The organism is Candidatus Marimicrobium litorale (genome assembly GCF_026262645.1).
Classification (GTDB): Bacteria; Pseudomonadota; Gammaproteobacteria; order Pseudomonadales; family Halieaceae; genus Marimicrobium; species Marimicrobium litorale.
Window position 1 is genome coordinate 3,397,000 of the sequence record NZ_SHNO01000001.1, and the last position, 12,359, is coordinate 3,409,358.

Genomic DNA, 12,359 nt, shown 5'->3' on the forward strand with positions numbered 1-12,359 from the left:
TATATTGGTGCAGTGTCAGCTCATGGCTGTGGGTTCACGTATCAATAATCGGGGGGAGGCAGGGTAACTCAATACCCAAGCGGAGCTGGCTTGTGCGAGCCGATAAACAACATACCGTTGTTTATCGCGGTTTGTCAGTGGAGGTGCCCGTAGTCTGGTCGATGCGATTGTTTAGCCGCAGCGTGTCTTGAAACTGAGCGACCGCTTGGGATTTGTCACGGGCGCGATTGCTATTGGTCGCTGGCGCATCAATCATTTGCGCAGTAATTGCGGCTGCGCCTCTGGTCAAGTTTTTAATACAGGTCGCCTCCGGCAGGTATTGCCAATATTTTTTGGGCATTTCGCTTCTCATCGCCTGTTCTTTCAAGCGTGCAGGGTTGAAGATATTGCGATAGTAAGCCTTCCAAAAAATGTCAAACGCATCAGTATCGATGTCAGGCTTCACTACTCCTTCCGATAGGGTGAGTTGTGCCGTATCCCAATGGGCGCAACCACCGGGGGTCAGAATTGACCAGCTCATCCCGGTGAAACGCTTAACGAAAAACGGCGCAACCGATTCGATTATGGCGTGCGAGGGTTCGAACCATGCCACGTAATATTCAGCATTACCCTCTGCGGATTCTGGACTGACAACCTCAACGTCGTGGTTCACTACCTGCTGAAAGCGCACGAACGCTTTCATTTTGTGCTTGTCACGACTGACCGCTTTACACATGCTGTCCAGGTAACGCACTTCCGGGTCAGAGGTCAAAAGTAGCGTTTCTTTCCCATCGTTCACGATGCGCCACAGCAAGGAATACAGGATTGACCATTTTCTTGCGGAGTCTTTTATGTCTGAAAAGCAGGCTGCCTGTTTAGCGCGCTGCAGGAACTCTCGCGGTATCGTGTGGGTGCCACTGCTGCTCACTGGTTTTGCAGGATCAATGATGGCCTCCAGAGAGCTTGGCGAAAAGAGGCCCTGTTGTTCCGGAGGCTGCCAGCTCACGTTTGAAGGCGCTACGTTGGCCTGTAACAATGTCCGGGCGATTGTTCGCCAGCCATCGAAGTCAGTGACAGAAAAGGAATACATAGGCCTTGCTCATTCAAAAAGGTTCATTTGCTGACTTTTTTGCGCAATAAACAAGCTCGAAAAATTGGCCGCGTCTAATTGGGTGGGTTTAGGGTGATGGTCTATTGTTGTAACAAAATATTTCAGTTTTTCGATGGGCAAGCGAAGTTTACTCAGATCTTGATAGCGAAGTGCCGCTACCTTGCGTTGCGCGACCAGCCGACGAGCGTTGATGACGCCTATGCCGGGAACGCGCAATATTGTCTCGAAATCGGCGCGGTTGAGATCGACCGGAAACGCATCTCGATGGCGAATGGCCCAGGCCAGCTTGGGGTCGACATCAAGAGATAGCATTCCAGGTGAGGGGCTGTCATTGGTCACGTCAGTCAGCTCATCAATACCATAACCGTAGAAGCGAAGCAGCCAGTCGGCTTGATACAGGCGGTGCTCCCTGACTAATGGCGGAGACTTTAACGGCAGTTCTGATGATGCATCGGGTATCGGGCTAAACGCCGAATAATAAACCCGTTTCATCTTAAACGATTGGTACAGCTGGCTTGCCTTGCGCAGAATAATCGCATCATTGGATGTATCCGCACCTACGATCATTTGCGTGCTCTGGCCACTGGGGGAAAATTTAGGCGCAATGAGTTTCTTGTTTGCCTTCTTGCGGGCCAGTTTTTTGGATTCTTTGTATTCTTCAATTCCGCTGCTCAGATTAGCCATTGATCGCACGATAGACTGTGCGTTTTTCTCGGGCGCGAGGCGTTTTAGAGAGGTCTCGGAGGGCAGTTCCACGTTTATACTCAGTCGATCAGCATAGAGGCCGGCTTCGGCGAGCAATTCGGGTGAGGCTTCAGGTATGGTTTTAAGATGTATGTATCCACCAAAGCGATGCTCGAGCCTGAGCTTTCGCGCAACTGCCACCACCTGCTCCATTGTGTAGTCGGCGCTTTTTATGATGCCTGAGCTGAGGAACAAGCCTTCGATGTAGTTTCGTTTGTAGAACTCCATGGTCAGGTTAACCACCTCATCAATAGAGAAACGCGCCCTCGGGACGTTGCTGGATGTGCGATTAACGCAGTACGCGCATTCATACAGACAGAAGTTGGTGAGTAAAATTTTTAGTAGAGAAATGCATCTTCCATCAGGGGTGTAACTGTGGCAGATACCCATGCCGGGGCTTGTTGACCCGATACCTTGATTTTTGAGGGAATTACGAGACTCTGTTCCGCTGCTGGCGCACGACGCATCATACTTTGCGGCATCCGCCAGAATCTCTAATTTTTGGAGAACGTCCAATGTGTGAGCCTGTACCGATTACTGTATGTACATACAGTAATTAAAAGAGAGACTCGATTCAAGGGATTTCGGCGCTGGCAAGTCAGCGCAGAACAGCGGGCAGGGTCAGTGCAGGTATGGCGATCAATCACAACGCATTGTTCGATGCACCCCCGGCGTGCCTAGCTGATTCGGCGAGTGTGCTGCTGTGAGTCGGCGCGGTGACGATCGCTTTTTTGACTCGATTGGCCCCTCTAAGGTTGAGAGATGCGGGCCCGCGCAGTGACCGGCTTGGCTTAAAGTAACAGCAGCCCGAAAACTACAGCCCCCGCACTGAGTGTCATCAGGGTAGACCTCCGAAGACGTGCGGCGGATAGTCCGAGCCACAGTCCGGACAGGATAATAATCACCAGCCCAAGGGCAAAAACTTGCTGAAACGTTTTGAACGCCGCGGGACCATGGCCCTTATGTAACTCGATCAATCGGCTCTGAAGATCGGGTTGTGCGTGTATAACGTCAAGGTGGCCTGGCTTGATTTTAATGACGTAGTGGTCGGAAGAGGTTGGGCGAGTGTAAAGGCTGGTCCCTTTCACCTTTACATAGTCGAAATCGTATGATGTTACTCCGGCGATGGATAGCAGGTTCGCTACCTCCGCCCCAAGCGCGGCTGAGTCGCTATCGATCGTGATTTCATCACTCTGAAAAATGACGGCTTGCGTCACCTCGCCTTTGATGCCCAGTAAATAAAGACCGCCTGAGATCGCGACAAGCAACACTGCGGGTGCAAAGAACGCGGCAAGATACATGTGAACAGTAATGAGTAGTTTGCGATTCATGGATGAGTTCCGCCGAAAGGGGTTGGATAAAAAGTAACCAGTACAAAGCGTGACGTGGCTACCGTGTACGGGCCGCAAAGGCCTCTGTGCGATTAACACTCGTGGTGTCGCTGTGCGCACGCATCGAGGTGGAGTATAGCTAGTGCTCGCGCGCGATTCATAGGCAGCATTGCTTCGATAGTGATAATATTTGCGCTCGTTGGATAACAGCCAATGGGGGCGGTGATGGGCCCGCCTCTGGGCACTCCAAGGCTGGATTGCGACGGGGGCAGCAAAGCGCTGAACGCATGGTTATGCCCGAAGCACTGCAGCACTGGAGGCTTTAAGTGAATATTTACCCCTTTTTGGGGTGATCCACGGAACTATTCAGAGCGTAAGGGTCCTATTCTCCCAGTGATTGTGCGTCATCCATCGCTTCTTTTAACCGTATATTTTCGAAAAGGGCCTCTGCACTATGAAAAAAACTACCAAAATGGTGCGCAAGGCCTCTCACGTTGCGTGGGTGCGCCTCGCATCGACCCTGTGCCTCGCAGCGTTAGTGGGGGCTTGCTCTGACAGCAGTAATAACTCGAACAGCGGAGATAGCGGCTCAGGCGGTGTCGACGGCGGTGGGGAGCCCTTCGCTGAGCTGATCGACAGTGGCATCGCGCGCTACCTCGGGCTGTACACGCCCATGACCTCCGAGACATTGGAGAGCGGGGTGGTCGCCCATACCTTTGGTGCCGGCGATGGGCCCCTGTGCCTGGATGGCTCTGAGTATCGCATGGGCACGTTTAACCAAGGGTCAGACGAGTTGGTGATTTTTTTGCAAGGGGGAGGCGCGTGCTGGTCAACTCTCTGCTCGGCGACGGAGTCAGCCGAGTCGGGTATTCCGCAGGTCGGAATTCTTGACCCCGCTCGCGAGGATAACCCGGTTAAAAGCTGGAATCAGGTCTATTTGCCCTATTGCGATGGCGGCCTGCATGCCAGTGACGCGGACAACGACTATGATGGCGATGGCACGCCCGAGACTCGTCAAAGGGGTCTGCATAACCTCTCCGCTTCGTTGGATGTGGCCGTCAATGCGTTTCCGTCCCCCAGCCGCATCCTGCTGACAGGGGCTAGCGCTGGAGCCTATGGCACGACATTCGCGCTCCCCTTGGTGCGGCACCTGTACCCAGACGTCCCCATCGAACTGGTCAATGATTCCGGCGTCGGGATCGGTATTCCAGACGATCAGAGCTACCTGATGTTGTTGATGAGTGATTGGAACCAAAGCGCTTTTATCCCGGAGGATTGCTCTGGCTTGCCATGCTTGGGTGAAGACGGCCATCTCAGTGACTACCAAAGCTGGCAGCTAGACGTCGATACTCTGACAAGGCGTTCTTACCTTTCTTCCAAGCAGGATTCAGTTATTGCTTTGGGTTTTCTGCAAATCGGCGGGCCGGCTCATGAGGCCGCTTTGATTCCTGAGCTGGCAGATATGGAAGTGCGTCATCCCGACAGGGTCCGCAGCTGGGTAGTTGACGGCAGCACACACACTTACGTTCAGCGAGACCCCGAGGCCACGTCTGGCGTTGGCATTAATGGCGGTGTATCCGTGTTCGATTTCATCCGCGCTCAACTGGACGATTCACCCGACTGGGTTTCGGTCAGCGACTAGCGCCACTGATGCGCCCACGTGCTGTTCAGCATAAGGCGGGTGCACGCGTGTTATGGCTCGATGCCAGTGGGGGAAAGTGTTGCACATAGGGGACGGCGCTGTTCTGTCACGGGGAAGTGCTGGTGGCGGTGGCTGACAAACCCACGGCTGGTCGAAACAGGTTAGGCAGGAACACCTTATCTCTAGAAGGGCGGTGCTCTCTCGGTCTTTGGCGTTCAAAAACGAGACGCCGTCTCCGTAACCCGCATCATTCCGTATCGAATAAATCCAGATTATCACCCTGATGCCTCACGCTAACGGTATCTCCCAGTGCAATGGTACCGCCTCGCAGGATTTTACAGCACAGGCCGCCGTGTCCGATCATGGCAGCCACGCCACCCTTGCCCAGTGCGGTTTCCATGCGGGAGCAGGGGTGGCACAACGCCCCTGCCTCGAACAAGGCGTCGCCGATTTCGAAGCGCTGGTGGCGCAGGGCGTTGAGGTTGATGCCGGATACGACCAGATTGCGACGTAACAAACCGGGGTGCAGCTCCGCAATGCCGGTGAAGTGAATGATCTGCTCAATGAATTCGCGAGAAATGACGGTGACCTGACGCGCGGACCCGTTGGCTTTAGCTGTGCGGTGGTCCCCCTCTAGCCCCGCGCCTTCAATGGCGACAACCTGATTCACTTCGGCGAGTTGACCGCGTCGCTCAGTTCGAAGGCCTATCCATTCGAGAACGCCGGGAGACAGGTCGCGGGCGAAACGATCCAGTGGGTTGGTGCGTTTTTTCATGAGTCTATGCTGGCCTCGCCGGCGGACGGTTTTGGGTCAGTGCTATGCCTGCCAGAATCAGCAGTAATCCGGCGAACTGACTGGGCTGAGCACTCTCATTAAGAAACAGCACGCCGGCAGCGAAGGCAATGGCGGGTATAATATAGTTAATGATGGATAGGAATGACGGCCCACAATCGGTGACCACGCGAAAGTACATCCATGTAGCCAGTCCGGTTGAAACGATTCCAAGAGTCAAGGTAGCGCCGAGTGCATCCAGAGAGGGCATTATTGCGGCGGGTGGTTCCAGGTAGAGAGTAAACGGCAGCAGCATCAGCGCACCCACGCCCAATGAGCCGGTGGAGACTACGATCGTATCGATCGGCGGTAGGCGTTTGGCGTGCACTGCATTGCTGGCATACGCCAGCGTGGCCAGCAATACCGCCAGCTGTGCCAGCAGCGCGCTGCCGCCCATTCCTTCCAGGGCTTCGCCGCCAACAAGTACGACCACTCCGCCAAAACCGAGAAAAACGCCAAACAGCCGGCGCGGCGTCAATGTATCCCCGTGCACGAAAAAGTGCGACAGAACCATGGTACTGATTGGCATCAGCGCCATGAGCAGGCCCGCCTGTGAACTACTGATCTCGGTCTCCGCCCAGGTTATCAGTGAAAACGGAATCAGATTACCCAACAGGGTGAGCAGCGCAAACCTGCCCCACCAGTGGCCTTCTCGGGGGAAGCGATGCCCCTTCCAGCGCATGACCCAATACAGAGTCGTCGCACCTACAGCGAGGCGGATATTGACGATTGTGAGCGGCTGGAAGGACTCAAGAGCAACTGCAATCAGGTAAAAGGCGAATCCCCAGGCCAAACTCAGCGTACCAAGCAGGAGCCAATGTTTTGTTTGTGGTGCCTGCATTTACAGCCTTGTCAGTCGTCCCGTGTGCGGCGCTCAAAAAACCGATTTTTTACTGCGGAAAATACGTGGGCCGCGCCTGTTCAATACGATACAGCGGCGCACAAAAACCGGAAAGCGTGATCTCGAAACATGATCAACGAACAGTGCGGCGCAGCGTATCATCCAATGAAAAACGGGACGCACCGATGACCGAAAATAAGAGAAAAATAGCGATCATCAATGCCGGGTATTCCCATCCACCCCCTTCAGACGCCCAGATGAACCCATTGCTGAAATGACCGCCAAGATAGGTCGCTATGAAGTAATAGAGTGCCGCGCAGAATCCAGCGAGGCGGGTAAGGAAGCCCAGGCCGATTCCGATAGCGATGCCCAATTCACAAAGGCCTGCAACCAATACAAAATAAAACGCTCCGGACAGCCCCATAGACTGAAAACTGTTGATATCGTCCAAGCGCGTTACAGGGCCTGCAAAAAGCTTTTCTGTGAAGTGGGGAACAAGATCAAACCCGACATAAATGCGCAGGAACGTAAGACCCCAGCCGGTTCCGTCCATCACCGGCATTGTGCGCCGCAGGTCTTCCCGTCTTACAATAAAAAAAACAACGACTGCACATAAAAAGGCAGGTAAGAGCGCCCATGCAACCAGATCGACCTCTAACAGGCCTGCTATGCGCCAACCCATTAGCATTGCTAACAAACCAATTAAATATCCAGGTACAAAGAACCGTGGCACAACGAAGAGCCACACTGCCGTCGAAATGGTCAAAAACGATATTGTGAACAGCCCGGCACTTAACGGCAAAACATCCCGCGATACAGTGAAAATAGCAATACAGGCTGCAATCAGTCCGAGGCCGGTCAAACTTCCCATTATCAGGTAATGAGTTTTCGCCGGGGCCAATGCATTAGTGAGCCTTATCGACATGCCGCATCACTCTCTCAAAGCTAGTCCAGTTGCAGATCAGTATAGGAAATAGACGCTGGATGTGTCGAACTAATTACTTTTTCTTAGCAATAAGGTTTCTAGCATCGTAAAAGTATCAATCTGGAGCGCGGTAAACCGGCGTTTGGTACCGACAGGGTAGAGAGTGAGCCCAGAATTATCTGGCAGGGCCGGGATAGAGCGATTAGAGCGAGCTGGCCAGGCAAGCAGAGCCGTTGGTCACTCGCTGAGTGTAGTTTTTTCTCGCTTCTGCTGCTCTACTCGCCCTATACTGCGTGGCGATGCGAGCAATCCCTTTTCTGATTTTCCTACTCACGCTGAGCCTTTCAGGGCATACCCTTGCGGATTCTGAGGGGAAAGGCGCCAACAACAGGCTGAGTGCCGCTGAAAAATCGCAGGGCTGGAAGTTACTCTGGGACGGGGAAACGTCTCGAGGCTGGCGCAGTGCCAGATCTGATTCGTTCCCCAAGGCCGGCTGGGTGATGAATGATGGCGTTCTCACTGTGCTCGAAAGCGGCGGTGGGGAATCTGCCGAGGGCGGCGACATCGTGACTGAAGAGCGCTACGCGGATTTCGAGCTAAAGTTGGACTTCAAGATCACGCCTGGGGCCAACAGCGGCATCAAGTATTTTTGCCAGCCAAATCTTGATCCGATCACCGGCGATGGCTCGAAGACACAGACCGGATCAGCAATCGGACTGGAATTTCAAATACTCGATGACGAGAAGCACCCCGATGCCCAAAAAGGTCGTAGTGGTAATCGCACGATGGGATCACTTTACGACTTGATTGCAGCTAATGCCGAGAAACACTCTAACCCTGTGGGACAATGGAACTCGGCCCACATCATAGCCAAGGGACAGCACGTTGAGCACTGGCTTAATGGCCAGCAGCTTCTCGAGTATGAGCGAAGCTCCCCTGAATTTAGCGCTACCGTGGCGCGTAGCAAGTACAGTAAGATTCCCGGATTCGGCGAGTGGAAAGACGGCCATATTCTGCTGCAGGACCACGGTAACGCGGTCTCCTTTCGTAATATCAAGATTCTTGCCAGATAGTCATTACGACAATGCTGGAATAGTAGCCTGACCGGTGATTGCTTCACGGTCTTGTTGGTGTCAACAGGCTAGAGCGAGACAGTTGATCGCCTGGCCGCCTTGCGCCAAATAGCATTGTTAATTGCGTTGACTCGGATGTGAGGTAATGCTGTCGGGATCGGGAGAAACTGGCGATTGCGTGCATCACCCACCCTTGATTTGTCCTATACTTCTGAGTTCGTTTATTCTGATTATCAAGATAATTAGGGGGTTTCAAATGGCGCGCAGTATTTCTCAGGCGATTCTCGATGTGCTGGCAGAAGCCGGAGCGCGGGATGTATTCGGTGTCGTGGGTGACGTTATAAATCCATTTGTGCTGGAGACAATAAACGACCCTCGCTTTAACTGGATTACGGTCAGGCATGAGGAGCATGCGGGCTATGCCGCTGCCGCACAGTCAGAACTTTCCGGTGCCATCGGTGTCTGCGCTGGCACCGCCGGGCCCGGTGCGCTGCACCTGATTAACGGCCTTTATAACGCCCAAAAAGAGGGCGGTGCCGTGGTAGCGATTACGGGACAGGTTCCCACAGCCCAGCGAGGGAGCGATTTTCACAAGGAAATGGACCTGACGAAGGTGTTTGATGATGTCTGTGCGTATCAGGCGGTGATCGAGACGCCTGCGCAGGTGCCTCGCATGATCCAGATTGCTGTTCAGAAAGCGTTGGCGGAACGCGCGGTCGTTCGCATTGAAGTTGCGGCTGATATTTTTCCGAAAGATATTCTCGGAGAGCATTACACTCACCCTATGGTCCATCAGATGCCACGGGTCACGCCGCCGTTGGAGGAATTGGAAAAAGCAGCGGAAATTCTCCGCAGCGGTAAACGCGTGACCGTATACTGCGGTATCGGATGTCGCGATTCAAAGAGTGATGTCCTGGCGCTCGCGTCAAAGCTTGGTGCGCCGATTGGACATACATTGCGCGCGAAAGACATATTTGATTACTCGGATGGTCCGGTGGTGGGGCTAACCGGGAACATAGGTAGTCCTGCAGGGTTTCATGCGGTAAACGACTGCGATGTTTTGCTTATGCTGGGTACCGATTTTCCGTATTCAGAATTTTTGCCGGATGGCAGGCCGATAATTCAAGTCGACCAGAGAATCGACCATATCGGTAGACGAGGCCCGGTTAGTTTGGGTCTGGTAGGTGATGCGGGCGAAACAGTGCGGGCTCTGCTGCCGCTGATTGAGGCTGAAAAAAAATCTAGCGAGTTCAGAGACCGTTTACTCTCCATGAGAGATAAGTGGCTCAAGCATGTCGATAGTCAGGCGAGCCTATCGCGCGAAGACGAGCCTTTGCATCCCCAGTTATTTGCGAAGGCAGTCAGTGATTCGGCGGATGACGACGCAATTTTTGCCGTTGACGTCGGCGAATGTACCGTCTGGACAGCACGAAACATGTCTATGGCGCAAGACCGGCGGATGGTCGGTGGTTTTAATCATGGTTCGCTGGGGCCTGGTTTGCCCACAGCACTCGGTGCGGCGGCACTGTTTCCCTCGCGTCAGGTGTGGGCACTTTGTGGGGACGGAGGTTTCTGTATGTCCATGAACGATTTTGTAACCGCCGTCAGATATAACTGGCCGATAAAGGTTCTCGTGTTTAACAACAGTGAGCTCGGGTTTGTGGCAATGGAGATGCAGGTGGCTGGCATGCCCAAAAATGATGAGGCTACGGGCCTTACTAACCCGGATTTTGCGGCTTATGCAAAAGCGTGTGGAGGTGATGGTGTCCGTGTAGAGCATGCGGCAGACATCGTGCCAGCGATTGAGCAAGCGATTGCATCTGACAAGCCCTTTATTATTGATGCGATTGTGAGCTCTGGAGAATTGGTTATGCCCCCTCACATTAAAATCGACGAGGTGTGGGGTTTTGGGTTGTCGAAGATAAAAGAAGCTGTGCTTGGAGTGAAAGGCGATCACGAGGTGTGGAAAGAGTGGCGTGATGAGTTCATGGGATTTAGGTCGTGAAGGAAAGTTCCTGAATAGAAATTCGACAAAATAATGTTGTGTAAGCGAAGGTATTCACTATGACACTGATGCAAAAAGTATTATGGATAAGCGCTTTAGTCGTATTGCCCGTGATGCTGTTCCTGTCCTACCACTACTGGCCAGCAGGGTACTATCTCTCAGCGCTTATCGGGCTCTACGTTGCGGTCGGTCTCTACGACGTTTTTTTCAGTCGCCACACCCTGAACAGGCTCTATCCTGTCGCGGCTTATGTGCGTTATGGGTTGGAGTTTATTCGCCCTGAAATCCACCAATACTTTGTTGCCAGCGATACCGATGAGCTTCCTTTCAGCCGCGAACAACGCGATTTGGTATACCGGCGGGCTCAAAATCTCGACGATACACAACCGTTTGGAACGGCACACGATATCACTGAAACGGGTTGGCTTGGCGCGGCTCACTCCATCGCCCCGACCCGAGTAAAGGAAGAGCACAAACGCGTAATGATCGGCGGTGACGAATGCACGCGGCCCTATAGTGCAGCGCGCCTCAATTGCTCTGCCATGAGTTTTGGTGCGTTGAGCGCCAATGCCGTTGCCGCGATAAACAAGGGCGCCAAGCTAGAAGACTTTTATCATAATACGGGAGAGGGCGGCTTTAGTCCTCACCATAAGCAAGGTGGCGACATCGTCTGGCAAATTGGCACGGGCTATTTTGGCTGCAGGACTGCTGAGGGAAATTTTGATCCGCAGGCATTCAAAAATGCGCTCACCGACGAAGTAAAAATGATCGAGATTAAAATATCACAGGGAGCCAAGCCCTCGCATGGTGGCGTGCTACCCGCCGCGAAAGTTACTGAAGAGATCGCAAAAATTCGCTTGGTGGACGTCGGCAAAGATGTGCTTTCTCCTCCAGGACATACGGCGTACAGTGACCCCAAAGGTCTGTTGAGGTTTGTCGATGAACTGCGCCAATTGAGCGATGGGCGGCCGGTCGGGTTTAAGCTGTGTATCGGCCGAAAGTATGAGTTCATGGCGATCTGCAAAGCAATGCTTGAGACAGGAACAAGACCGGACTTTATTACGGTCGACGGTGCCGAGGGCGGCACGGGCGCTGCACCGGTGGAATACAGCAATCGCTTCGGGTTGCCTTGTCTCGAAGGTGTCAACTTTGTGCATAACTGCCTGGTTGGAACAGGACTTCGTGACAAAATCAAAATCATCGCGTCCGGTAAAACTGCTACGGGTTTTGATATCGTTACAAAGCTGGCTATCGGTGCGGACCTGGTCGCAGCGGCACGTACGATGATGCTGTCGCTGGGCTGTATTCAATCGCAGGCCTGTAATACGAATAAATGTCCCACGGGAATCGCAACGCAGGACCCGAAGCGAGGCAAGGCGCTGGATGTGGAACAACGCTATAAGCGGGTAGCGAACTTCCAGCGACATACGCTTAACTCAGCCTTTGAAATGATAGGCGCCATGGGCTTAAGCGATCCTGACTTACTGTTTCCGCACTTGATTTGGCGCCGGGGTGCTGAAGAAACCAACCGCAGCTTCGATGATATCTATGTGATGGTCGAAGAGAATGCATTGCTCGGAGATAGCCTGCCGGCAGACTATGTAAGAGATTGGAAGCTGGCCAGCGCAGACACCTTCATGCCGCAGCTTTAGTGCGGTCAAGACGGTTCTCTCTGCCGTCGCAAAGCGCAGGGAGCATGCTGGGGTGGTCGGTAGTCGCCAGTCATGCGGTGGGCTGTGAGGAAGCGCATAAACGGCTGTGCTCTGGCGCACGTGAGCGGTTGTCATGTGCGTGAAATAAGTGGCAGCCTGCGCATCGCACAGAGCTAGCTTTGATCTCCGTATTCTCGCAATCCATAGCAGTAAATGATTAGCGA

General features: G+C 53.4%; 10 protein-coding genes. 4 read left to right on the forward strand and 6 right to left on the reverse strand.

Features of this window, described 5'->3' with window-relative positions; translation table 11 throughout:
* Nucleotides 1-121 precede the first annotated feature (121 nt).
* The 3 genes from EYC82_RS15275 to EYC82_RS15285 form a co-directional block, all read right to left on the reverse strand.
* Complete coding sequence (locus EYC82_RS15275; RefSeq protein WP_279250409.1) at nucleotides 122-1,069, reverse strand: TIGR03915 family putative DNA repair protein; 948 nt, start codon at nucleotides 1,067-1,069, stop codon at nucleotides 122-124.
* A 9-nt stretch (nucleotides 1,070-1,078) separates the two neighbouring features.
* The gene (locus EYC82_RS15280) at nucleotides 1,079-2,350 is read right to left on the reverse strand and encodes a putative DNA modification/repair radical SAM protein (RefSeq protein ID WP_279250410.1); all 1,272 of its coding nucleotides are present in this window, start codon (nucleotides 2,348-2,350) and stop codon (nucleotides 1,079-1,081) included.
* Between the two features lie 275 nt (nucleotides 2,351-2,625).
* On the reverse strand, nucleotides 2,626-3,165 hold the full coding sequence (locus EYC82_RS15285) for a PepSY-associated TM helix domain-containing protein (RefSeq protein WP_279250411.1): 540 nt from the start codon (nucleotides 3,163-3,165) through the stop codon (nucleotides 2,626-2,628).
* Between the two features lie 454 nt (nucleotides 3,166-3,619).
* On the opposite strand from EYC82_RS15285, the gene EYC82_RS15290 reads away from it, so the two are divergent.
* A complete protein-coding gene (locus tag EYC82_RS15290; RefSeq protein WP_279250412.1) occupies nucleotides 3,620-4,807 on the forward strand; it encodes a pectin acetylesterase-family hydrolase in 1,188 nt (395 codons plus the stop codon).
* A 247-nt stretch (nucleotides 4,808-5,054) separates the two neighbouring features.
* Here EYC82_RS15290 and EYC82_RS15295 read toward each other — a convergent pair whose 3' ends face one another.
* From EYC82_RS15295 to EYC82_RS15305, 3 genes are all read right to left on the reverse strand, one after another.
* On the reverse strand, nucleotides 5,055-5,582 hold the full coding sequence (locus EYC82_RS15295; protein ID WP_279250413.1) for an MOSC domain-containing protein: 528 nt from the start codon (nucleotides 5,580-5,582) through the stop codon (nucleotides 5,055-5,057).
* 4 nt (nucleotides 5,583-5,586) lie between these two features.
* Entirely contained in the window at nucleotides 5,587-6,432 is an 846-nt protein-coding gene (locus EYC82_RS15300) for a DMT family transporter (protein WP_479723000.1), read from the reverse strand.
* 181 nt (nucleotides 6,433-6,613) lie between these two features.
* Nucleotides 6,614-7,162 carry a DoxX family protein gene (locus EYC82_RS15305; protein ID WP_279250415.1) on the reverse strand — a complete coding sequence of 183 codons (549 nt, stop codon included), beginning with the start codon at nucleotides 7,160-7,162 and terminating at the stop codon, nucleotides 6,614-6,616.
* Nucleotides 7,163-7,704: 542 nt separating this feature from the next.
* On the opposite strand from EYC82_RS15305, the gene EYC82_RS15310 reads away from it, so the two are divergent.
* From EYC82_RS15310 to EYC82_RS15320, 3 genes are all read left to right on the forward strand, one after another.
* Nucleotides 7,705-8,478 (forward strand): 3-keto-disaccharide hydrolase, encoded by a 774-nt coding sequence (locus tag EYC82_RS15310; protein ID WP_279250416.1) that lies wholly within the window; start codon nucleotides 7,705-7,707, stop codon nucleotides 8,476-8,478.
* A gap of 256 nt (nucleotides 8,479-8,734) precedes the next feature.
* Nucleotides 8,735-10,483: a thiamine pyrophosphate-dependent enzyme gene (locus EYC82_RS15315; protein WP_279250417.1), complete on the forward strand. Its 1,749-nt coding sequence runs from the start codon at nucleotides 8,735-8,737 to the stop codon at nucleotides 10,481-10,483.
* 59 nt (nucleotides 10,484-10,542) lie between these two features.
* The gene (locus EYC82_RS15320; RefSeq protein WP_279250418.1) at nucleotides 10,543-12,135 is read left to right on the forward strand and encodes an FMN-binding glutamate synthase family protein; all 1,593 of its coding nucleotides are present in this window, start codon (nucleotides 10,543-10,545) and stop codon (nucleotides 12,133-12,135) included.
* Nucleotides 12,136-12,359: the final 224 nt, after the last annotated feature.